At 41.5% G+C, this 22,935-nt stretch carries 19 protein-coding genes and 1 pseudogene; 12 read left to right on the forward strand and 8 right to left on the reverse strand.

The features are described 5' to 3' along the window. The first annotated feature begins 54 nt into the window (after nt 1-54). Together V7K41_RS01020 and V7K41_RS01025 are read left to right on the forward strand one after the other, a co-directional pair. Nucleotides 55-5,523 (forward strand): Calx-beta domain-containing protein, encoded by a 5,469-nt coding sequence (locus tag V7K41_RS01020; protein ID WP_334845307.1) that lies wholly within the window; start codon nt 55-57, stop codon nt 5,521-5,523. A 292-nt stretch (nt 5,524-5,815) separates the two neighbouring features. After that, nucleotides 5,816-6,280: a helix-turn-helix domain-containing protein gene (locus V7K41_RS01025; protein ID WP_334845308.1), complete on the forward strand. Its 465-nt coding sequence runs from the start codon at nt 5,816-5,818 to the stop codon at nt 6,278-6,280. 105 nt (nt 6,281-6,385) lie between these two features. Here the strand turns inward: V7K41_RS01025 and gatA are convergent, their stop codons facing one another. Beyond that, a complete protein-coding gene (gene gatA, locus V7K41_RS01030) occupies nt 6,386-7,846 on the reverse strand; it encodes an Asp-tRNA(Asn)/Glu-tRNA(Gln) amidotransferase subunit GatA (protein ID WP_334845309.1) in 1,461 nt (486 codons plus the stop codon). Here gatA and V7K41_RS01035 point away from each other — a divergent pair. The 3 genes from V7K41_RS01035 (at nt 7,845) to V7K41_RS01045 (ending at nt 10,357) form a co-directional block, all read left to right on the forward strand. Beyond that, nucleotides 7,845-7,970, forward strand: a complete 126-nt coding sequence (locus V7K41_RS01035) for a hypothetical protein (RefSeq protein ID WP_334845310.1) — start codon at nt 7,845-7,847, stop codon at nt 7,968-7,970. The genes gatA and V7K41_RS01035 overlap by 2 nt on opposite strands. Before the next feature lie 226 nt (nt 7,971-8,196). After that, nucleotides 8,197-9,558: a helix-hairpin-helix domain-containing protein gene (locus tag V7K41_RS01040; protein ID WP_334845311.1), complete on the forward strand. Its 1,362-nt coding sequence runs from the start codon at nt 8,197-8,199 to the stop codon at nt 9,556-9,558. A 202-nt stretch (nt 9,559-9,760) separates the two neighbouring features. Beyond that, the gene (locus tag V7K41_RS01045; protein WP_292780383.1) at nt 9,761-10,357 is read left to right on the forward strand and encodes a hypothetical protein; all 597 of its coding nucleotides are present in this window, start codon (nt 9,761-9,763) and stop codon (nt 10,355-10,357) included. A 114-nt stretch (nt 10,358-10,471) separates the two neighbouring features. Here V7K41_RS01045 and V7K41_RS01050 read toward each other — a convergent pair whose 3' ends face one another. The 5 genes from V7K41_RS01050 to V7K41_RS01070 all read right to left on the reverse strand — a co-directional run bounded on the left by V7K41_RS01050 (nt 10,472) and on the right by V7K41_RS01070 (nt 15,078). Further along, nucleotides 10,472-11,074 carry a cytochrome c oxidase subunit 3 gene (locus V7K41_RS01050; RefSeq protein ID WP_334845312.1) on the reverse strand — a complete coding sequence of 201 codons (603 nt, stop codon included), beginning with the start codon at nt 11,072-11,074 and terminating at the stop codon, nt 10,472-10,474. 135 nt (nt 11,075-11,209) lie between these two features. Further along, on the reverse strand, nt 11,210-12,901 hold the full coding sequence (gene ctaD / locus V7K41_RS01055; RefSeq protein WP_334845313.1) for a cytochrome c oxidase subunit I: 1,692 nt from the start codon (nt 12,899-12,901) through the stop codon (nt 11,210-11,212). 14 nt (nt 12,902-12,915) lie between these two features. Beyond that, on the reverse strand, nt 12,916-13,830 hold the full coding sequence (locus V7K41_RS01060; protein WP_334845327.1) for a cytochrome c oxidase subunit II: 915 nt from the start codon (nt 13,828-13,830) through the stop codon (nt 12,916-12,918). 133 nt (nt 13,831-13,963) lie between these two features. Further along, on the reverse strand, nt 13,964-14,581 hold the full coding sequence (locus V7K41_RS01065; RefSeq protein WP_334845314.1) for a DUF2231 domain-containing protein: 618 nt from the start codon (nt 14,579-14,581) through the stop codon (nt 13,964-13,966). Then, nucleotides 14,578-15,078 carry a DUF2231 domain-containing protein gene (locus V7K41_RS01070; protein ID WP_334845315.1) on the reverse strand — a complete coding sequence of 167 codons (501 nt, stop codon included), beginning with the start codon at nt 15,076-15,078 and terminating at the stop codon, nt 14,578-14,580. The genes V7K41_RS01065 and V7K41_RS01070 overlap by 4 nt, the downstream gene beginning before the upstream one ends. On the opposite strand from V7K41_RS01070, the gene V7K41_RS01075 reads away from it, so the two are divergent. From V7K41_RS01075 to V7K41_RS01100, 6 genes are all read left to right on the forward strand, one after another. Beyond that, entirely contained in the window at nt 15,060-15,200 is a 141-nt protein-coding gene (locus V7K41_RS01075; protein WP_334845316.1) for a hypothetical protein, read from the forward strand. The two genes, V7K41_RS01070 and V7K41_RS01075, sit on opposite strands and share 19 nt — an antisense overlap. A gap of 671 nt (nt 15,201-15,871) precedes the next feature. Continuing rightward, entirely contained in the window at nt 15,872-16,867 is a 996-nt protein-coding gene (locus V7K41_RS01080; RefSeq protein WP_334845317.1) for a metal ABC transporter substrate-binding protein, read from the forward strand. 149 nt (nt 16,868-17,016) lie between these two features. After that, nucleotides 17,017-17,796, forward strand: a complete 780-nt coding sequence (locus V7K41_RS01085; protein WP_334845318.1) for a metal ABC transporter ATP-binding protein — start codon at nt 17,017-17,019, stop codon at nt 17,794-17,796. Nucleotides 17,797-17,842: 46 nt separating this feature from the next. Further along, complete coding sequence (locus V7K41_RS01090) at nt 17,843-18,706, forward strand: metal ABC transporter permease (RefSeq protein ID WP_334845319.1); 864 nt, start codon at nt 17,843-17,845, stop codon at nt 18,704-18,706. A gap of 64 nt (nt 18,707-18,770) precedes the next feature. Next, the gene (locus V7K41_RS01095) at nt 18,771-19,388 is read left to right on the forward strand and encodes a chemotaxis protein CheB (protein ID WP_334845320.1); all 618 of its coding nucleotides are present in this window, start codon (nt 18,771-18,773) and stop codon (nt 19,386-19,388) included. After that, nucleotides 19,348-21,588 carry a hybrid sensor histidine kinase/response regulator gene (locus tag V7K41_RS01100; protein ID WP_334845321.1) on the forward strand — a complete coding sequence of 747 codons (2,241 nt, stop codon included), beginning with the start codon at nt 19,348-19,350 and terminating at the stop codon, nt 21,586-21,588. Before V7K41_RS01095 ends, V7K41_RS01100 begins: the two co-directional genes overlap by 41 nt. 109 nt (nt 21,589-21,697) lie before the next feature. Here V7K41_RS01100 and V7K41_RS01105 read toward each other — a convergent pair whose 3' ends face one another. Beyond that, entirely contained in the window at nt 21,698-22,069 is a 372-nt protein-coding gene (locus tag V7K41_RS01105; RefSeq protein ID WP_334845322.1) for a DUF2237 family protein, read from the reverse strand. A gap of 428 nt (nt 22,070-22,497) precedes the next feature. Beyond that, nucleotides 22,498-22,644, reverse strand: coding sequence for a hypothetical protein (locus V7K41_RS01110; RefSeq protein WP_334845323.1), 147 nt, complete (start codon nt 22,642-22,644; stop codon nt 22,498-22,500). A gap of 181 nt (nt 22,645-22,825) precedes the next feature. Between V7K41_RS01110 and V7K41_RS01115 the strand changes: the two are divergent. Then, nucleotides 22,826-22,935: pseudogene (locus V7K41_RS01115) on the forward strand (photosystem II q(b) protein); the annotation flags it as partial.

The following is a 22,935-nucleotide window of genomic DNA, read 5'->3' on the forward strand; positions in this document are numbered from 1 at the left end:
CTCAATATTACCAAGCTAACTAAAGCTAAACAATTATATTTAAGGGCAATAATTATGATAAACCTGCCAGAAGATCATCACCATAAAGCCAGAAATAAGTCTACTATAAAATTACTAGAAGCAAGCACAAATATTGTTTTTATAGATCCAAAAGTTATAGATTACCAAAGTTTGGTGGCTGGTATCACACTCGGCAGTGAAGTTGTTATTCTTGATGCCAATAGAGATGGTTTAGCACAAATCACCGAGTTTCTAGCAAAACGTGAATCCAATTCAGTTCAATCAATTCACATTGTTTCCCACGGAAGTGTGGGAAGTTTGCAACTAGGGTCAATCAACTTCAACCTTAGCAACTTGGATAGTTACAAAAATCAGTTACAAAAGTGGACAAGTGCTTTAACTGATAAAGCTGACATCCTACTTTATGGCTGTGATGTAGCCAGTGGTGAAGGCACAAAATTTGTGCAGCAGATTAGCCGAATTACTGGAGCAGATGTTGCCGCTTCCAATGACAAAACCGGAAGTGCAGCTTTAGGTGGCGACTGGGATTTAGAAGTGAAGACGGGGAAAATTGAGGCTTCCCTAGCATTTCAACCGGAAGTAATACAGGCTTACCAATCGATTTTGCCAGCTAGTTTTACTGGTACATACTCTCAAAACTTCAACACATTAGCTGCTTTCGGAACATCTATTGCTTGGGCTAATGATTCAACTATTTCAGGGTGGTATTCCACAAGAACAAATTATAACGCTGGCTCTGGCACTGATAATACAGGTGCAATGTACAGTTTTGGTACAACTACAGAACGGGCACTTGGTTCCGTAGCTTCTGGTACTACAGGCACTATTTATTATGGTTTGCGCCTCCAAAACAACACAGGTTCACCAATTACCAAGTTGCAAGTAAGTTACACAGGTGAGCAATGGCGTAATGGTGGTAATACATCGCAGCAACAGCTGAAATTCAGTTATCAAACTGGGTCAACTATCACAAGTTTAACAACAGGAACATGGACCCCTGTCACATCACTAGATTTCACCGGGCCAATTGCAAATGAAACCGCAAGTTTCTTAATTGGCAATCAAGCTGCCAATCGAGTTACCATCACACCTGTAACAATTACCCTAGCTACCCCAATCGCTAACGGTGAAGAGATTATATTGCGTTGGGAAGACATAGATGATGGCGGCAACGATCATGGTTTAGCCATTGACGATGTATCTGTCAAAGTGGATGGCACTACCTATATAGTAACTAACACCAATGACAGCGGTGCTGGCTCCTTAAGGCAAGCTATTATCAATGCCAATAACGATCCAGGGATTGAGACAATTGTCTTTGATACGACTGGAATATTCGGTGATGCCACCCCCGACACTATTACCCTGACTTCTGGGGAATTGAAAGTTACTGAAGGAGTGATAATTCAAGGAACTGGGGCTAATAAACTTACCATCAGTGGTAACAATACTTCCCGTGTTTTTAATGCCACTGCCTCCCTCTCAATTGATGGGTTGAAGATAACTGGGGGAAATGCAGCAAATGGTGGCGGGATCTACAGCACCAGTAGTGTCACAGTCAGTAATAGTACTTTTTCTGGCAATACTGCCAGCACTAGCGGCGGTGGCATTTACAGCAGTAGTAGTGTCACAGTCACCGATAGTACTCTTTCTGGCAACACTGCGAACACTAATGGCGGCGGCATTTACAGCAGTAGTGCCACAGTCACCGATAGCAGTATTTTTGGCAACATAGCGAACCTTGGGGGAGGCATTTACAGCACCAATGCCACAGTTAGCAATAGTACTCTTTTTGGCAACACTGCCAACAGCAATGGCGGCGGCATATTCATTAACGGTAGTAACGGTAGTTTCACCATCAGTAATAGCACTATTTCTAGCAATACGGCAAAAACTAATGGTGGCGGCATCTACAGCACCAGCAATACCACAGTCAGCAATAGCACTATTTTTGGCAATACCGCTGATAGTGATAACAATACCCAAGGTGATGGTGGCGGCATTTATAAATCTGGCGGCACGGCGAGCATCAGCAATAGTATCATTGCTGGCAATATCGATCCAGGTAATCAAGGAGCCGATGTCTTTGGTAACAACTTCAATGGTAATGCTTACAACCTGATTGGCAAAATTGCTGGTAAATCATCGGGGACTTTGGGCATGGGTACAGATATTATTAACCCCAACCCCGGACTCAAACCGCTAGGAGATTACGGTGGTTCTACACAAACTCATGCTCTATACTTTAATAGTCCTGCCAGGAATGCTGGCGATCCGGCTTACAGCGGTGGCTTAACTACCGATCAACGCGGCACAGATTTTAACCGTATTGAAAGCGGCAGACTTGACATTGGAGCATTTGAATATGTGCTTCCAAAAGTCAACTTTGGTGCTGCTACGTACAATACAACAGAAGATAGTACCGCCACTACAGTAACTATTTCTGTTACCTTAGATGCCTCTCCAGAAACTGCTGTCACAATTCCTATTGTTGTCAAAAGCAGTAGCACGGCTACTAATGGCAACGATTACACTTTTTCCCCCACTACCATCTCCTTTACTGCTGGGGCGACAGGCTCAAATTTAACAAAGCTAATTACTTTTACTATTAACCCAGACGATTTACCTGAGAATGCAGAAACAGTTGTACTCAACTTCGGCACGCTAACAGGGGCTGATTTGGGGACAATAACTGAAACTACTCTAAATATTGCTGCTAATGATTCGATTCAATATGCAATTTCCACTCCCACTTCAACTTTAATTGAAGGTAATAGCGGTACTCAAGCTGTTAGCTTTACGGTTACTCGCAGTGGTGGTATTGGCGTAGCTAGTACCGTAAATTATGCTTTTAACGGTGCGGCAATTTTTGGCAGTGACTATAACAATATTCAAGTGACAGGTGGAGGAACTGCTGCATCTGGGACTTTAAGCTTCGCTGTTGGGGAAACCACAAAGACAATTACAGCTGATGTGTTGGGTGACAACACATTTGAACTCAATGAAGACATTACTGTTATTCTGAGCAATCCCAACCTCACAACTGCGCCAGCAAATTCCACAATTACTAACAGTTCGGCTACAGTAAACATCATCAACGATGATAGCCAACCAACTATTAGCATTTCGGATGTCTCTGTGACTGAAGGCAACACAGGTACAACAACTAATGCTAACTTTACTATCAGTCTTTCTAATCCCAGTTATCAGCAAGTTACTGTAAATTACAACACGAGTAATGGCACTGCTCAAGTTGCTGACTCTGATTACAACTCTGCTTTTGGGACGATTACTTTCAATCCTGGCGAAACCAGTAAAACCCTTAGCATTGGTGTTGTAGGCGATAATAAATTTGAAATCGACGAGACATTTTCCGTTAATCTTTTGGGTGCGACAAATGCCGCGATCGCAGATAGTTTAGGAGTTGCTAGCATCATCAACGATGATAATCAACCAACTATCAGTATCTCGGATGTTTCAGTTGCTGAAGGGAACACAGGTACAACAAATAATGCTAACTTTACTATCACTCTCTCCAATGCCAGTTATCAGCAAGTTACTGTAAATTACAACACGAGTGATGGTACTGCTCAAGTTGCTGACTCTGATTACAACTCTGCTTCCGGGACGATTACTTTCAATCCTGGCGAAACTAGCAAAACTCTTAGTATTGGCGTTATTGGTGATAACAAAGTTGAAAGCAATGAGACATTTACTGTGAATCTTTTGGGTGCGACTAATGCTGCGATCGCAGATAATTTAGCAGTTGCTACCATCATCAACGATGACAGCCAACCAACTATCACTATATCGGATGTCTCAGTTACTGAAGGCAATACAGGCACAACAACTAATGCTAACTTTACTATCAGTCTTTCTAATCCTAGTTCTCAGCAGATTACTGTAAATTACAACACAAGTGATGGCACTGCTCAAGTTGCTGACTCTGATTACAATTCTTCTTCAGGAACAATTATTTTCGCTCCTGGTGAAACTACCAAAACTCTTAGTATTGGTGTCATTGGTGATAATCAAACTGAAACCGACGAGACATTTGCTGTCAATCTTTTGGGTGCGACAAATGCGGCGATCGCAGATAGTTTAGGAGTTGCTACCATCATCAACGATGACAACCAACCAACTATCACTATCTCGGATGTTTCGGTTACTGAAGGCAACATAGGTACAACAACTAATGCTAACTTTACTATCAGTCTTTCTAATCCTAGTTATCAGCAAGTTACTGTAAATTTCAACACGATTGATGGTACTGCTGATGCTGCTGACTCTGATTACAATTTGGCTTTAGGGACGATTACTTTTAATCCTGGTGAAACCAGTAAAACTCTTAGCATTGGTATTGTAGGCGATAACAAATTTGAAATCGACGAGACATTTTCCGTCAATCTTTTGGGTGCGACAAATGCCGCGATCGCAGATAGTTTAGGAGTTGCTACCATTATCAATGATGATAACCAACCAACTATCAGTATCTCGGATGTCTCAGTTGCTGAAGGCAATACAGGCACAACAAATAATGCTAACTTTATTATCAGTCTCTCCAATCCTAGTTATCAGCAGGTTACTATAAATTACAACACGAGTGATGGTACTGCTCAAGTTGCTGACTCTGATTACAACTCTGCCTCCGGGACGATTACTTTCAATCCTGGTGAAACTAGCAAAACTCTTAGTATTGGAGTCATAGGCGATAACCAAACTGAAGCCAACGAGACATTTTCTGTCAATCTTTTAGGCGCGACAAATGGCACGATCGCAGATAGTTTAGGAGTTGCTACCATCATTGATGATGACAACCCAACAACTGTCAGGATCTCGGATGTCTCAATTGCTGAAGGTAACACAGGCACAACAACTAATGCTAACTTTATCGTCACTCTCTCCGCACCGAGTTTACAGCAGGTTACTGTAAATTACAACACGAGTGATGGCACTGCTAAAGTTTCTGACTCTGATTATAACCCTGCTTCCGGGACGATCGTTTTCAATCCTGGCGAAACCACCAAAACTCTTGGTATTGGTATCATAGGTGATAACAAAGCTGAAACCAACGAGACATTTTCTGTCAATCTCTTCGGTGCTACAAACACTACGATTAGTGATAGTTTGGGAGTGGCTACTATCATAAATGATGACCAACCCCCAAGGATTAGCATTGCAGATGTATTAGTCAAAGAAGGCACAACAGGGATGACAACTAATGCTAATTTTGTCGTCACCCTCTCTAATGAATTCTATCAACCGATAGTCGTAAATTACAGTACAAGTGATGGTACTGCTAAAGAATCTGACTCGGATTACAATTTTGGGTTGGGGACAATTGTTTTCAACCCTGGCGAAACCAGCAAAGTTATTAGTATTGGCGTCAGAGGTGATAATAAAGTTGAACCCAATGAAACATTTTTTGTCAATATTTATGGTGCAGCAAACGCCATATTTAATAATAACCAAGGAGTTGGCACAATCAAGAATGATGACTAATCGTTATTGAATAGAACATTAGCGATCGCTGCAATTATCCCAGCCCAGAATAGCCGTTGGTGAAATACTTATATTATTAAGTTGCAACTTGTTAATTTTTGCGCCCAGTCTTTGACATTAAAAGTATCAATTATAACAAAAAATATATTATCTAGATTTGGACTAACATTTTAAAATCCAGGATTAAGCCATTATGAAAAAATTTATCCTAAAATTAAATATTCAGTAAAATTACGTATGCGGATTGAAGTCTTCTCAATGAAAGTAGAATTAGCCCATACAGGAGAAGACTGTGACGCTCTTAAATCAAGCTCAAGTAGAGCAATTAAAGGAAATAACCACACGCTTGCGACAAGTAAGACAAGAAAAATCTATCCGCATAGAAGAAATAGCCTCTCAGACGATGCTTCGAGTAGGTATTTTGCAAGCTTTAGAAGAAGATCGATTTGAAGAATTGCCTGAGCCAATTTTTCTTCAAGGATTCATCCGTCGTTATGGAGATGCTTTAGGGCTGGATGGAAATGCCTTATCGTACAGCCTTGTAACCAATGTTGTCTGTCAAGATTCTAAAAATGCTCATCACAATTCAGACAACAAACAAAATACATACATACCTCTTGTTCTGACCTATATTTTATTATTGGTCGGTGCATCTGCTGGTCTTCTTCATATACTTAATCCACAGCTTACAGCTGAATCCCTGACTCCAGAAGATAATAATCAACAGTCAATAGTCAGTAATCAGACTAACAAATGACCAAAAAGTCAGAGGAAGTGGAGAGACGCGATTAATCGCGTCTGTACCGAGTAAAGGAAAAGAATTAATAACCAATGACAAATGACCAATGACAAATGACAATTTTCAAGATATTTGCGGTTTACGCAGATGCCAAGTAGTAGATTGTTCATAAGCATAAGCTACCTGAAACAGTTGGTCTTCTCGCAGCACATTGCCAATTAGCTGTAATCCTATCGGTAGCCCTCGATCGTCAAAACCACATGGCAAACTTAAACTGGGTAAACCAGCAAGATTCACAGGAATAGTCATCAAGTCATTTAAATACATACTCAAAGGGTCAGTAGTTTTTTCCCCTGCTTTGAATGCTGTAGTGGGAGATGTGGGACAAACTAACACATCAACTGCGCCAAAAGCCTTTTCAAAGTCTTGCTTAATCAAAGTACGGACTTTTTGCGCTTTCAGGTAGTAGGCGTCATAATAGCCTGCCGAAAGGGCGTAAGTGCCAATCATAATCCGGCGTTTGACTTCTGTACCAAAACCAGCAGCACGGGTACGAGTGTACATTGATAGCAGATTATCTGCATCAGGAGCGCGATACCCATATTTAACGCCATCGTAACGAGCTAGGTTTGCTGATGCTTCTGATGGGGCGATGATGTAGTAGGTGGGTAAGCCATAGCGAAAGCGGGGACAAGAAATTATATGAATTTCCGCTCCTAGACTTTGTAGTTGATCTACTGCTTTGGTAACAGCTTGTTCTACTACAGAGTCTAAACCTTCACCAAAAGTTTCTTTAATGATACCAATTCTTAGCTGACCTCTGGGTTTGAAGTTTGGTTTTAAGCTAGCAGCATAGTTGGGAATGGCAACTTTCAGGCTGGTAGAGTCTTTGGGATCGTAACCTGCGATCGCACCTAATAATATTGCCGCATCTTCCACTGTGTTTCCAAATGGTCCAATTTGATCCAAAGATGAAGCGTAAGCTACCAAACCATAACGAGAAACCAAACCATAAGTGGGTTTCATTCCCACCACACCGCAGAAAGACGCAGGTTGGCGAATCGAACCGCCAGTATCAGAACCGAGAGCAACTACACATTCTTGAGCCGCCACCGCCGCCGCCGAACCCCCCGAAGAACCACCTGGAACTCGTGACAAATCCCAAGGATTAGCCGTGACTTGATAGGCAGAGTTTTCTGTTGAACTGCCCATTGCAAACTCATCCAAGTTGGTTTTGCCTACCATTACTGCCCCAGTATCTGCCAGTTTTTGCGTCGCTGTTGATTCATAAGGCGGCACAAAATTTTCCAAAATCCGGGAGGCGCAGGTGGTAGGAATCCCCTTGGTACACATATTGTCCTTGATCCCCACAGGAATGCCTGCTAGCAGCCCAATTTCTTCTCCTGCGGCAATTTTGGCATCCACAGCACCAGCCTGCTCTAATGCCCGATCTGCCGTCACACATAAAAAGCTGTGCAATTTCGGCTCTAACGCTTGAATGCGCTCTAAAGCTTCTTGGGTAATTTCAACGGCAGAACGTTCTTTTTTAACCAGCTGTTGGTGCAACTCGCGGATGGATGCCATGATTGCTCTCTTTGTGACTCAAGTCATTGATTCTAGTACATATTGGCCGAAATTGGGTATTGGTTATTGGGCATTGGGCACTGCTTATTCTGCTCTGCTTTCCATTGCCCATTCATCTGACTAAGCGGATTAATATGTATTGAAATGTGTTTAATACGTTTTGAAAAACAGCAAATACATGGCTATCAACCATCTATTGAATAGTTTGCCAAAGTTTTCATATATATTGGCTACTTTTGTGTAAGAGTATAGCAGTGTTTTCTAATGATATAATTTTGTATTACAACCTTATTAATACTACAAAATTCATAATTTTATCAATTCCACAAAATTTTTCGAGGTAAGGTAGGATGATAAAAATAGCCACACGTAAATATTTAGGCAAACAAAATGTTTATGACATTGGGGTTGAGCGTGACCATAATTTTGCAATCAAAAATGGCTTAATAGCTGCTAATTGTTTCAATAAATCCCATTCCACAGCCTATGGTTATGTAACTTATCAAACAGCATATTTAAAAGCTAATTACCCGTTGGAATATATGGCGGCACTGTTAACTGCTAATAGTGGTGATACCGATAAGGTACAGAGATACATTACTAACTGTACAAATATGGGGATTTCCATAGATCCGCCAGATATTAATCGTTCTGGTGTTGATTTTACACCAACGGCAGGTAAGATTCTGTTTGGATTTTCGGCGGTGCGTAACGTGGGACAAAATGCGATCGCTTGTATTTTGGAAGCGAGAAATGAAGCAGGAGAGTTTAAAGAGTTTAAATCACTCGCTGATTTTTGCGATCGCGTCGATTTGCGTGCTGTTAACCGCCGAACCCTAGAGTCGCTAATTTACTGTGGAGCCTTTGACAAAATTGAATCCAATCGCCAACAGTTAATTAACGACTCAGAATTAGTGTATGATTGGGCACAATCTCGTGCGAAAGATAGAGCTAGTGGTCAAGGGAATCTATTTGATTTATTGGGCGACGGCTTTTCTTCGACTCCGAATCAAAGAGCAAGTAATGCCTTTGAAAATGTTCCAAAATCTAAACCTATAATGGATTTTACCCCACAGGAAAAGTTGCAAAAGGAGAAAGAATTACTAGGCTTTTATGTATCAGATCATCCTCTGAAATCCTTACGGCAAATAGTACCACTTTTGACTCCAATTAATCTTTCGCAACTGTCAGATCAAAGAGAAGAAACAAGGCTTTGTGCAGTTGTGATGTTAAATAACGTCAAAAAAGTGGTGACAAAAAAAGGCGATCAGATGGCAATCTTGCAAATAGAAGACCTAACTACACAATCAGAAGCTGTAGTTTTTCCGAAAACTTATGAACGTATTAGTTCCATACTCCAAGTTGATACGAGATTGATTATTTGGGGAAAAGTAGATCGACGTGACGAGCAAACTCAATTTATTCTTGAAGATGCAGAACCAGTGGAAACAGTACAAATGGTGATGGTCGAGTTAAATCCCCAGCAAGCAGGTAATATCGATTACCTACATCACTTAAAAACAATTTTACAAGACCACTCAGTAGACAAAGAAAAGGCAAAAATGCCAGTGATTGGAATTATCCAAACTGAAACTTCTCGTAAGCTTGTTCGCTTGGGTTGGCAATTTTGTGTACAAGATTCTCGAATAACTGTTCAAGCTTTACAAAATGCCAGTTTTCATGCTCATATAAAATCCCTGACTGGTAGCTGACGCCAGCAGGGAAAAATCCACCAATACTAAAAAGCAGCTTAAAAATTAGTTTTATTGAACTGTCAACAGTAAATTGCCTTAAGTGTTTAGGATTTTAATCGTTTTTTTAGTTACTTACGCGGATGAGAATTTCCTTAAGGTAGTGGTATCTTTTTATGCTAACACCCTTAAGGCTGTGACCGGGGGAAGGAGTTAGAACTTGATGATCGTCAACGAGCTACATAGATTTGTTTCATACTGTAAAAAAATTCAACCCCAAACTCACGAGGACATTCAAAAATTTTTTGAAGGAGTGATATTATTTCCTTATGATAAGGAACTTCTATTGCAAGCTTATTTATTTCTGAATATTAAAGAATTGTTTCCCTCGTGCGCTGAATTGCTGTTATTTGAAAAGTCTCCAATTTCAGATTACACAGATTTAGGGAAGTGTGATTTTGTCTTCCTGACTTTTAAAGGTAGTCTGTTTTTAATTGAAACTAAGTTTATTGACACAGAAGCAACTGGAGCAACGGAACGAAAAAGAAGAAATAAGCATAGAAACAAGGTATTTGAGCAAGTTATCACTTTAAAAGGTCGATTTAGCGAATATTGGAATATGAGGCTAGATCAATTAGAGTGCGGGGTTTTCACAACAGATGCAGAAGTTGCTTGGCGAGGAAATGGTGTGAATGTCACATCTAAATCAATATCTATAGATAAACTCGAACAATGGCGAAGAAGCTATCACAGTAGTGAAAAATTTTTATCTCATCAAGATGGGTCAAAGTTTGAGGAAAGGTTGAATTTGAAAGGTTGAACGAAGACCCAAATATAGTTATTACAGTGAATGGTGTATGGGGCATAAAAGTAATTAACAATGCCACATACACCAACCCAGATAATTTCTCTGGGTTTTCCTTCCCATCAATTTTTACTGCCAAACATAGATAAGGACAAACAAAATAATCCAGATAACATCGACGAAGTGCCAAAACAATGAGGTTGCATTTACGCCGTAGTGACCTGTATCGTAATTGCCAGGTAGGAAAGAACGTACCAAAATTATCAACTGCAACAAAATACCTGTGAAAACGTGCAAACCGTGGAAGCCTGTAAGCAGATAGAATGTACTACCAAATACGCCGGAGGTGAAACCAAAGGTGAGACCGTTCCATTCAATCGCCTGTCCAACTAAAAAGTAAGTTCCCATCGCCATTGTTGCCAAGAGAAATAGGCGAAATTTCACTAAGTCATGGCGTTGAAGGGCGTGTTCTGCTAAGTAAATTACAAAGCTACTAGCAACAAGAATTACTGTGTTGATTGCCGGTTCTTTTACTTCTAGTCCAGAAACACCTGCTGGTAGCCAATTAGGTGTTGTTGTTTTGTAGATGGCATATCCGGCGAAAAAACTTAAGAAAATGACGCTTTCTGACAGCAGGAAGACAATGAAGCCAAACATTTTATTGCCTTCTTCGTCGTGGCTGTGTTCTGCGCTTGTCTGGTGCAATTCATTTGAATTGATATAACTGTCCATTGGTGGATTTTGCTTTTAGCTTGAGGGGGAATTTGAAACGCAAAGGAGAGGCAGTCTTGGGGGTTTCCCCCATGAGCGACTGCCGTCGCAAAGGGAAGCGCAGAGGTACGCAGAGAGTTTTTGCGTATTTCTGCGTTAATCTGGGCTTGTCAATATTGATTGGCTGTTTTCGCGTAGGTTAGCTGTCAACGGTTCTGATTTACCATAGCCGTAGGGTTCGGAGATGATGATGGGAGTTTCTTCAAAGTTTTCTACTGGGGGTGGTGAAGAAACTAACCACTCTAGTCCAATTGCTCGCCAAGGATTAGCAGGTGCTTTCTCGCCTTGCATCCAAGAAATCACCATATTGAAAATGAAGGGCAAGGTGGACATTCCCAATAGGAATCCGCCGAGGCTAGCGATGACATTCCAGAATTGATACTCTGGGGCGTAGGAAGCAACTCGGCGTAACATTCCTTGCAATCCTAATGGGTGCATGGGCAAAAAGTTGAGATTTGTGCCAATGAATGCTAGCCAGAAGTGGATTTTACCCCAGCTTTCCGAGTACATCCGCCCGGTCATTTTGGGGAACCAGTGATAGATGGCAGCATACAAGCCCATCGTCACAGTGCCGTAGAGAACGTAGTGGAAGTGTCCCACCACAAAGTAAGTGTTATTAACGTGGACATCCACAGGCACAGAGGAAAGCATGATGCCTGTGATACCTGCGAAGACAAACATGATCAATGCACCCAGGGCGAACAGCATCGGTGTATGTAGTCGCAATTTACCGCCCCAAATAGTTGCCACCCAAGCAAATACTTTAATACCTGTGGGGACAGACACGCACATTGTTGTCAGCATGAAAATCAACCGCATCCAACCTGGTGTACCGCTGACATACATGTGGTGTACCCAAACGATACCGCTGACTACGGCAATCAAGATCGATGAAACGGCAACTACTTTGTAACCAAATAGGGGTTTACGTGAATAAACTGGGAAGATTTCTGAGAAAATCGCAAAGACGGGCAAAATAATCACGTAAACGGCGGGGTGAGAGTAGAACCAGAAGTAATGTTGGAACATAACTGGATTCCCACCCTTAGCGGGGTCAAAAAAGCTCGTGCCAACTGTGAGGTCGAGTAGCAGCATCACCGCGCCTGCTGTCAGTGCAGGTAGTCCGAATAGTTGGATAATCTGAGCGCTAAATACTCCCCAGACAAACAGAGGCATTCGGAAGAAGCCCATTCCTGGGGCCCGCATCTTGACGATTGTGGTGACAAAGTTCACTGCCCCCATAATTGAGGATACGCCAGATATTGCTACCGCCAAGAGCCAGATAACTTGACCATTAATTAAGTTACCTGTGGGATTCTGGAGACTGACTGGCGGGTAAGACCACCAGCCGGCTTGGGCTGGGCCACCAGGAACAAAGAAGCTACCCATCATCAAAATCCCAACTACTGGCACCATCCAAAAGGCGACGGCATTCAGGCGGGGAAATGCCATATCTCGCGCCCCAATCATCAGGGGTACTAGATAGTTGGCAAAACCAACTAGTGAGGGAAATGTCCACAAAAACAGCATCACAGTGCCGTGCATGGTGAACATCCCGTTGTAGACGGTGCGATCGACTAAATCTGATTCGGGTGTCATCAGTTCTCCCCGCATCACCATCGCAAAGATACCGCCGACGAGAAAGAAGAAGAATGAGGTAACAAGATACTGGATACCAATAACTTTATGGTCGGTACTAAAGCTGAAGTATTCTTTCCAGTTACTTGGAGATTCGTGCTTGGGCTTCTCATTAGGGAGAAGTATGCCTTCAATAGGAATATTAGTCATCGGTTACTTTCCTTTCAACCAGGAGAATTGACTAGAGGAGGTGCAGCAGGTGGAACTGTAACCCAACCAGTTTGGACTGATTGATTGGATGTTTGAGCATACTCAGAAGCCGCTTGATTCTTTGCTGGAGATGGCTTTTGGGTTGCAGCTTGCGCTAGCCACTGCTGATAATCTTCAGGAGATTCAACGATTACATTCGCTTGCATGGTCGCAAAGTATGTACCGCTATATTGGGAATCGGTCAATCGGTATTGTCCGGCAAGGATGGGAGTAAATTCAAAGTCGATCGCATGGTTGGGAATAATATCCTGCTTGAGGCGGAACGCAGGAATATAGAAGCCGTGGAGAACATCCTGTGATTTCAGTGCTAAACGTACCCGGCGATCGCTTGGCAAATGCAATTCGGTACTGGTAATATCTCTCTCTGGGTAGTGAAAAACCCATGCCCACTGTTTAGCTAGTACGTCAATTTTCTCAACAGGTTCTGCTAAGGCGTTAGCTGGTGCTGCATAAGCTGATTCCATTGCCAGCGGATTATGCAGATGAACTAGTTCTGATGGGCCTTGAATTCCCATTTGTTCATAAACTTGGTAGCTGTAGCCTGCAATCCAAAATACCAAGAGAATTGGGATTGCTGTCCAGACAACTTCTAAGGTGACATTACCTTCAATCGGGGGACCGTCAGTGAAGTCATCTTTGACTGCCCGATGGAAGATGACAGAATACATCAGAGTACTTGTTACTCCCAAGAAGATGAAGGCACCGAGGGTTACTAAGAAGCTAATCAAATCATCAATTAGTTGGGATTCGGCTGCTGCTTGGGGGGGAAGCCAGGAGTAAGCCTGCTTGCCGATCCAGAGACTAGTAGCAGTCACTGCGATCGCGCCTGTAAGCAGCGTCAAAATATTTAAAATCTTCTGGATTTTCATCATTGGTCATTGGTCATTGGTCATTGGTCATTGGTCATTGGTCATTGGTCATTAGTCATTAGTCATTAGTCATTGGTCATTGGTTAGTAACTTTAAATAAATGACAAATGACAAAGGACAATTGACTAATGACTTACTTGAGTGTTGTGTTCAGGTCTTGACCTAATCGCAGTAAATTATCTGCTGTATTGTGTACGCCAAATTCGGTGGCTAGTTGCGCTCCTAGTGTGCCGTGGATGTACATAATGAACATGATTGCTATGCCTGCGAACAGATAGATCCATTGCACTTCTCTATCTGTCTGTTTATATTCTTGTTTGCCCCAAACGAAGCGCTGCCATGCTCTCCAGATGGTCATGCCAACAATCAACGCTAATAAGAACACACCACCCATACTATGCCAGAGCATAGTTTCCATTGCCTGCAATCCCCAGGCACTCTTGATATCAGCTGGTGGTGTTGCCAATAGCATTTCGTAAAAGCCTGCCCCTACAGTGAAAAATGTAATAATGCTGCAAGCTAAAATGTTGTACCAACCAACATCAAATAAGTTGTTACGTTCCACAGTAATTGCCAAAAATTTGAAAACCCATTTTTCAAACGGGAACAGAACACCAACGATATCAAAGGTCATGCCAATGATGAACAAACCTATTGTCAGATGGACTAAGTTGGGATGAATGGGAATTGTGTAAGGTAATCCGTTTGCGCCTAAAGAGCCGCTCAATTGGTCAATTAATTCTGAGTTCATCGCAACAAACCATCCTTTACTGCTTCCACAACTGGCACGGTATGCAATCCATATACCCAAACAAGCTCATCTCCGAGATATACCTGCAAGCCAACTATCAGGGTTAAAACTAGTCCGGCTCCCAAATAATAAATCGATACTTTTTGCGGATTACGGGCACGAATTACATAGCGCCAAGCTGTAATCGCTGTGATAATTCCTGAAAGCGACCAACCAATTAGCGTATGTAAATTCAGCACCGATTTCGCTAGGCTGTAAGGCTGTGCTAATCCCGCTTCAAACTGACCAAAAATAATCGCGACGAAGATGGCGATCGTGGCAACTAACATATTCCACCAACTCACCTCAAAAAGACCGGATTTACCAGTAAAATAGCCAATTACATCGCAGAAGAAGGAAAACAATACCATCGCAATTACGAAGTGAACAACGATGGGATGAACCGTATCTGGATAGGGCAAATTGTGGTCGTTCAAAGATGTCAAATACTCAAGCATCGTCTTCTCCTGGACATATCTACTGCACTTTGGTCAATCAATTTTGGATTTTGGATTGGCGATCGCACAGTCTTAGCGAGCGTCTTTTAGATTTATTCCGTCCCAGACGAGATATAAACTAGAAGACTCTAATCAAAAATCTAAAATCGCTAGTCAAGCTTCAATAATTGATGGATACTTACTAACATCACTACAAGTATCCATCTATAATTGACCCAATTCTGTTCAATATCTGCGCGATGCAACACGCTTAATCATGTCTTAGCTTTTTGTCGCCAAATCTGGTTAAATTGCCTACATAAAATAATTTTGGTTTTGATTCATTTCCTTATGCCAATAGTCTGCAACAGCAATTCTTGATGTAGCTAAATCAAATTGCTGTCATTTGTTGATTTGCTTAACCTATCTTTTAGCTTAAGTAAATTTTTATGAATTGTCAAAACAATAAAGAGCAATTTTTTAAAAGTTAGTAAGTTAACAAAAAACGTTTTTCAAAATGTAGTTTTTCTTGCATTATTTTAAATATAAAAAAATCCTAATACAAAATTTACCTGTAAGGTATTTCACAATAATCAAACATTTGTTTGTGATGTAAATAACAAAAATATTTAAACCACTCAAAAAGCTCTTTAAAATGAGAAAAGTAAGGAATCAAGGTTAAGTTAGAATTCATAAATACAGTTTATTGCAACAGGTTCGCTTTTTTACTTTGATATTATTTTCATAATTCTTTCATTTTTATCTTAATTCTGCTAAAGTGAGACAAAAGTGAGAAGATTATGAGATTGCTATTATGAGATTTAATATCAATAACTTTCAGATGCAACTACACGGACAAAAATTGGCTGTAGCGTCTGGGCTGCTATTGGGGCTATGTTTGAGTGGGTGTAGCCCGTCAACCTCTAATTCTCAACCACAGTTAAGTCCAAACCCAGCCACAAGTACCACCACCAACCTAGATAAAAAAGGTAAAAAAGTAGTTCTTACCACCTTTACAGTTATTGCAGATATGGCGCAAAACGTGGCGGGAGACAAGGCAATTGTTGAATCTCTCACCAAACCAGGGGCAGAAATTCATGGTTATGAACCAACTCCTAGCGATTTGGTAAGGGCGCAAAAAGCAGACCTAATTTTGAATAATGGTCTAAATTTAGAGCGTTGGGCACAGAAATTGTATAACAGCGTCCCTAATGTACCTCACGTTACTCTAAGTGAGGGAATTAAACCTATAGAAATTACGGAGGATGCTTATAAAGGGAAACCTAATCCCCATGCTTGGATGTCACCACAAAATGCCTTAATTTACGTAGAGAATATTCGCAAGGCATTAGTTAATTTAGACTCAGCGAATGCAGAGACTTATAATACCAATGCCAAAGCATACAGCCAAAAAATTAAAGAAGTTGATGAGAAACTGCGAAAAAGCGTGTCGGTAGTTCCAGCAGACAAGCGCTACATGGTAAGCTGTGAAGGCGCGTTCTCATACGTCACCCGCGATTATAGCTTGAAAGAAGCTTATCTCTGGGCAGTCAACTCTGAACAACAAGCTACTCCCAAACAGCTAGAAAAAGTCATTGATATAGTTAAAAAAAATAAAATACCTGTAGTTTTCTGTGAAAGTACAGTAAACGATGGAGCGCAACGTCAGGTAGCTAGAGAATCAGGAGCAAGGTTTGGTGGAGTATTTTATGTTGATTCCCTGTCTCCGGCAAACGGGCCAGCACCAACTTATCTCAAGTTGCTAGAACTTAATATTAATACTCTAACTCAGGGATTAGAGGAAAAGTGAGCAAGTATGTAAGAATAAATTTAATTATTTAAAATTAGGCTGTAGTAAGGATTTTAGTCCTATTTTGTTCTCTGTAAAACATTACGTGTTCGCAAAAATGCTGGAGTCACTTACTACAAACTAATGATTAATCTTAGAGGTAATTTTTAGTGAAATCTATTAGTATTGATGTCGAAAATTTGACAGTTGCCTACCACGGTAAAGTTGCTTTACATGGTGCTTATTTGCAAATTCAAGCAGGTTCAATTAGTGGTTTAGTGGGGATGAATGGTAGTGGTAAATCAACCCTATTTAAGGCGATCATGGGTTTTTTGAAGCCAGTTACAGGACAGGTTTTGATTAATGGCTTACCGATAAAAACTGTACAGAAAAAAAGCTTGGTTGCTTATGTACCACAGTCAGAAGAGGTGGACTGGAATTTTCCAGTCAGTGTCCATGATGTGGTGATGATGGGGCGCTACGGGTACATGAATATACTGCGAATTCCGTCAGCGAAAGATCAAAGAGTGGTGAGGGAGAGTTTGGAAAGAGTGCAAATGTGGTCAATGCGCGATCGCCAAATAGGAGAACTCTCTGGTGGACAGAAAAAACGTGCCTTTCTCGCCCGTGCTTTAGCACAACAAGGAACAGTTTTGCTATTAGATGAACCTTTCACCGGGGTAGATATCAAAACAGAAAAAGCGATGATTGACTTATTGCTGGAATTGCGAGAAGAAGGCCATACAATTTTGATTTCTACCCATGATTTAGCCTCTATCACTACTTTCTGTGACCAAGTAGTACTCATTAACCGTACTATTTTAGCTTATGGAAATACATCTGAAGTTTTCACAGAAGAGAATCTGTCACGCACTTTTGGTGGTTCTCTTGGAGATTTATCTCTCAGCAAAAGTCAGATAATCCGTGGAAATCAAAATGAATCTGATTGAATTGATAAATGTCAATTGATATTGCTTGGATTAAAGTTATAAAAATATGAATACTCTCGCATTATTAGATTGGTTAACCACACCCCTACAGCATGAATTCATGGTGAAGGCAATTTGTGTAAGTGCCTTAGTTGGGGTAGTCTGTTCTGTTTTATCTTGTTTTATGACCCTCAAAGGTTGGGCATTGATGGGAGATGCTGTTTCCCATGCGGTAATGCCTGGGGTAGTAATTGCTTATGTTTTAAATATTCCTTTTGCTGTGGGCGCTTTTGTTTTTGGAGTGGGTTCAGTTATTGCGATCGGTTATATTAAAGCGAAGACGAGAATTAAAGAAGATACTGTCATCGGACTTGTATTTACAGGATTTTTCGCTCTTGGTTTGGTACTAGTTTCCAAAACTCCAAGCAGCGTAGACTTGACGCATATTTTGTTTGGAAATGTCTTGGGGATTTCTAATGAAGACATTATCCAAACGGTGATTATTAGCGTAATTACTTTAGTAACAATAGCTATTTTACGCAAAGACCTCCTATTATTTTGTTTTGACCCCACTCATGCACGTTCCATTGGCTTGAACACAGGAGTGCTGCACTATATTTTACTATCATTACTGTCGCTAACTGCTGTCGCCGGACTCCAGACAGTAGGAATTATTTTGGTTGTAGCGATGTTAGTTACTCCGGGAGCAACGGCTTATTTATTAACAGACCGTTTCGACCACATGATACTAATTGCAATGGCATCAGGCGTATTTTCTAGTGTTATGGGGACTTACATCAGCTATCATATCGATGGTGCAACAGGGGGTTGCATAGTTGTGTTGCAAACCTTGTTGTTTGTCATAGCAATGATTTTTGCACCTAAACATGGGTTACTGGTAAGAGCAAAGAAGCAAGAAAACACTGACTGATTCAGTATGAAATAGCCTTTGCTATTTACGTAACCCCCATTCCGCAGGTGTGAGGGCGAAACAAGTGTCATTTCAAATTGTGGTAATTGGTACTTCTTTAGGCGGATTATCAGCATTGAAAATCGTCCTGGGGAATTTACCATCAGACTTCCATGTGCCGATCGCGATCGTGCAACACCGTCACAAAGAGTCTAGCAAAACACTGCAGGATTTATTACAAGAATCCACTTTATTGAAAATTCAAGAAGTGGAAGACAAGGACGAAATACTACCGGGACATATCTACATAGCCCCAGCAGATTATCACTTACTGGTTGAACCAGGTCACTTTGCCCTTTCGACTGATGAGCCTGTTTCTTATGCTAGACCATCTATTGATGTGCTGTTTGAGTCGGCAGCCGATGTCTACACAGAGCAAGTTATTGGTGTAATATTGACAGGAGCAAACCAAGATGGTGTGCAAGGTCTTAAGAAAATAAAAGCGCGGGGAGGAATTACCATTGTACAAGAACCTGCCACAGCTGAAAGCGACATTATGCCAGAGGCAGCAATTTCTGCTATTACAGTAGACTGGATTTTGACGCTCTCAAACATTGCTTCCCAGATGGTCAAGCTTTGTCAATTATCACAGAAAGAAACCGATGCAGATGGAATCCAAAGTCAACATCCTCCTAGTAGATGATAAACTAGAAAATTTGCTGGCACTAGAGGCAATCCTAGAAAAACTAGGGGAGAATCTCGTGAGAGCTACTTCTGGGGAAGAAGCTTTGAGGTGTCTGCTGCATCAAGACTTTGCAGTCATTTTGCTGGATGTGCAAATGCCAGGGATGGATGGCTTTGAAACTGCTACCTTAATTCGCAATCGGGGGCGATCGCGTCACACTCCAATTATCTTTCTCACCGCCTTTAGCACCAGCGACCAAATGCTGTTTAAAGGTTATGCCTTGGGTGCAGTTGATTATTTGCTCAAACCACTAGACCCCAATATCTTGACTTCTAAAGTCACAGTATTTGTAGAACTATTTAAGAAAACAGAAGCCGTCAAGCAACAAACAGCGCAGCTGGTAGCTGTGAATACCGAACTCAGGCAAAGTGAAGAACGATTCCGATCGCTAAGTACCTGCTCACCCGTTGGCATTTTTGAAACTGATACCGAAGGCGACTGTAAATATACTAATCCCCGCTATCAGGCAATTTGTGGCTTGAAAGCGGCAGAAAGTTTAGAAAAGAGATGGCTGGAATCTGTTCATCCAGAAGACAAAGAACGAGCGATCGCTAGTTGGTCTGCTTACATTTGTGAAGGTCGGGAATACTCAGAAGAATTTCGCTTTCAAGCTGCTCACGGTAACATTCGTTGGGTTCAAGTTCGTTCATCACCGATGCTTTCCAGTCAAGGAGACTTGTTGGGTTATGTAGGCACTCTTGAAGATATTACCGAACGCAAGCAAGCAGAAGAAGTCCGCGCTCAAGTGATTCGCGAACAAACGGCAAGACAGGAAGCAGAAGCCGCGAATCGAATGAAAGATGAGTTTCTAGCTGTTCTCTCCCACGAACTCCGCACACCTCTAACCTCGATGCTCGGCTGGTCAAAAATCCTCCGCACCAAGAAACTTGACGAAAAAGCCACTTCCCGCGCCTTGGAGGCGATCGAACGCAACGCTATATCTCAGATGCAACTAATTGAGGATATCTTGGACGTATCCCGGATTATCCGCGGTCAGTTGCGCTTAAACGTATCGGCAGTGAATCTAATCTCGGTGATGGAGGCAGCTTTAGAGGCAGTGCGTCCCCTAGCAGAGCCAAAAGATATTCAATTAAATACTGTGCTGGATACTTCGATCGGGTCAGTCTATGGCGATCCAGCCCGTTTACAGCAAATTGTCTGGAATCTACTAACTAATGCAATAAAGTTTACCCCTAAAGGCGGTAGGGTAGAAGTCAGGCTGTCAAAGCATTTTGGATTGCCGATTTCAGGCTTTCCTGCGGAACGCTACGCGAACGGTGTGAGCGCTACTTCCACAAGCCTCAGTACAACCCAGTCGAACGATTTTGGATTTGAATCTCATAGTGAAAATTTAGACTCTTCAAACACTGAAGAAAGCAATAATCCAAAATCCGTTTTGGAAAATTCTGATGGTCGGGAGCCGAGTTTTAAACTTTCTGCAAAATCTCAAAATTCAAAATCCCACTATGCCCAAATTCAAGTTAACGATACAGGCATTGGTATCAGTTCCGAGTTTTTACCCAAAGTATTTGAGCGTTTTCGGCAAGCAGACAGCACCACAACGCGATCGCACAATGGATTAGGACTAGGATTAGCGATCGTCCGTCATCTAGTAGAACTACACAAAGGGACAATTTTTGCCCAAAGTTTAGGCACTGGGCAAGGAGCAACCTTTACTGTAAGACTACCGCTCTTACAAGACAATAGAGGAAATCGAGAAGCAACAGGAAAAATTTCCTCTTCTGTAGCATCTACGCCCCTTGCTGGATTAAGAGTTTTAGTTGTAGATGATCAAACAGATACCCGTAACTTTCTCAATTTTATGTTTGAGGAGTATGGGGCTTTTGCCACTGCGGTAGGATCAGTTGATGAAGCCCTAGTAGTACTTGAACAAGCAAAACCAGATATCCTGATTAGCAACATCGGTTTGTCAGAGCAAGATGGTTATACATTAATTAGGAAACTGCGATCTTTAGAACCAGAAAAAGGCGGACGCATCCCCGCGATCGCTTTAACAGCATACACGCGAGAAGAAGACCGCTTGGAAGCGCTAAGAGCAGGGTTTCAGCAGCATTTATCTAAGCCAATTGACCCCAATAAGTTGATTTCTGCGGTTGTCAATGTATTAGAACTGCCTATTGAAGTTCCAGTGAGTTGATTTGGAATTAGGGAGTAGAGGAAGCAGGGACAAGGGGACTTAAGTGAGAACTTGCAACAAGTCTTTCCCTTTGTCCCCAATTCTCATTATCCCCATGCCCAATGCCCAATTAAGATGAAGTTAGAGCATGTTTTTTGAGTTCGTCTAGAGAAACCACTTCCAAAGCTCTAGCATGGGTTGCTGAAAGTATTACAGGTGGAGCAAGACCAGCTTCTAGAGCTTCTTGCCAGCGAGAAGCACACAAACACCAGCGATCGCCAGGTTTCAATCCAGGAAAATTAAAATCAGGAACAGCTGTGCTGAGGTCATTGCCTTGCGATTTGGTGAACTCCAGGAATTCTGATGTTACTTGGGCACATACGACATGCGACCCGAAATCCTGACCACCTGTACGACAAAAACCGTCGCGGTAAAACCCAGTCACGGGAGAAGTACAGCAAACCTCTAGGTTTCCATCGATTACATTTTTAGCGTCTGTCATCGTTAATTCGTTGTACTTGATTTTTCCACTTAATATAAGCTTATATTTATTGTCAGTTCCCTGGTTGAATTAAAATCGCTATACATAATTAATGAATTCCGAAAAGCAGGGAATTCTAAAATCACTTGTATTAAAATCGCTACAAATAAACCTCTCAGCAGAATATTTAAGAGCGATCGCTCTCAGTTTAAATAAAAACCCCTGGCTAACTACCAGGGGTAATGCAAGTCAGTACTTTTCGCATGGAATGTATCCTACTCCAATACCATAGCAACCCTCTAATTTACAGATATGCCATTTTGCCAAACAAAAAAAGCCCTCAGTGGTAAGCTGAGGGTTAATTTTTTTAGAATAGCGGTAATATACAAAGCTATTATTCCCAGATAAATAAGCAAATAATTAATTTGGTGTAATACAGGAGTCAGTCTTTACAATCGAGGTGGCTTCTGACCATCAGAATTTATTGTTTCCTTTTCTACGAAAGACTGTGCGAACAGAGGATTACTCCCGTTGAGCAATCGATATAAATCAGACACCGATTCTAAAGAGCCATATAACCAGATATGTGATGTCATACATAAAGATAACTTTGGCGTATTCTTACCTCGTTGTTTGCTTTCAAATAAGCAAAACTAATAACTTGCATCAGGTTTACTGAAGTAATAAAACTTGATTAAAAATTGTAAAGCAGTGTAAAGTAGTTTCACAGGCAAAGACAAAACCGCCTGATTCATAAACAACCGCAATCATCAAACCATGACAACAACCTTACAACAGCGCTCAAGCGCCAACGTATGGGATCGATTCTGCGAATGGATCACCAGCACCAATAACCGGATCTACATCGGTTGGTTCGGCGTAGTAAT

Origin of the sequence: Nostoc sp., from assembly GCF_036917415.1 — a bacterium.
In the GTDB taxonomy this organism is placed as follows: domain Bacteria; phylum Cyanobacteriota; class Cyanobacteriia; order Cyanobacteriales; family Nostocaceae; genus Nostoc.

Excerpts from the sequence above, each read along its gene's own strand:
- V7K41_RS01020 (WP_334845307.1), top strand. The coding sequence starts at position 55 with ATGATAAACCTGCCAGAAGATCATCACCATAAAGCCAGAAATAAGTCT.
- V7K41_RS01035 (WP_334845310.1), top strand. The coding sequence starts at position 7,845 with ATGATTGCTCTCTTTGTGACTCAAGTCATTGATTCTAGTACATATTGG.
- gatA (WP_334845309.1), bottom strand. The coding sequence starts at position 7,846 with ATGGCATCCATCCGCGAGTTGCACCAACAGCTGGTTAAAAAAGAACGT.
- V7K41_RS01040 (WP_334845311.1), top strand. The coding sequence starts at position 8,197 with ATGATAAAAATAGCCACACGTAAATATTTAGGCAAACAAAATGTTTAT.
- V7K41_RS01045 (WP_292780383.1), top strand. The coding sequence starts at position 9,761 with ATGATCGTCAACGAGCTACATAGATTTGTTTCATACTGTAAAAAAATT.
- V7K41_RS01050 (WP_334845312.1), bottom strand. The coding sequence starts at position 11,074 with ATGGACAGTTATATCAATTCAAATGAATTGCACCAGACAAGCGCAGAA.
- ctaD (WP_334845313.1), bottom strand. The coding sequence starts at position 12,901 with ATGACTAATATTCCTATTGAAGGCATACTTCTCCCTAATGAGAAGCCC.
- V7K41_RS01060 (WP_334845327.1), bottom strand. The coding sequence starts at position 13,830 with ATGAAAATCCAGAAGATTTTAAATATTTTGACGCTGCTTACAGGCGCG.
- V7K41_RS01065 (WP_334845314.1), bottom strand. The coding sequence starts at position 14,581 with ATGAACTCAGAATTAATTGACCAATTGAGCGGCTCTTTAGGCGCAAAC.
- V7K41_RS01075 (WP_334845316.1), top strand. The coding sequence starts at position 15,060 with ATGTCAAATACTCAAGCATCGTCTTCTCCTGGACATATCTACTGCACT.
- V7K41_RS01070 (WP_334845315.1), bottom strand. The coding sequence starts at position 15,078 with ATGCTTGAGTATTTGACATCTTTGAACGACCACAATTTGCCCTATCCA.
- V7K41_RS01080 (WP_334845317.1), top strand. The coding sequence starts at position 15,872 with ATGAGATTTAATATCAATAACTTTCAGATGCAACTACACGGACAAAAA.
- V7K41_RS01090 (WP_334845319.1), top strand. The coding sequence starts at position 17,843 with ATGAATACTCTCGCATTATTAGATTGGTTAACCACACCCCTACAGCAT.
- V7K41_RS01100 (WP_334845321.1), top strand. The coding sequence starts at position 19,348 with ATGCAGATGGAATCCAAAGTCAACATCCTCCTAGTAGATGATAAACTA.
- V7K41_RS01105 (WP_334845322.1), bottom strand. The coding sequence starts at position 22,069 with ATGACAGACGCTAAAAATGTAATCGATGGAAACCTAGAGGTTTGCTGT.
- V7K41_RS01110 (WP_334845323.1), bottom strand. The coding sequence starts at position 22,644 with ATGACATCACATATCTGGTTATATGGCTCTTTAGAATCGGTGTCTGAT.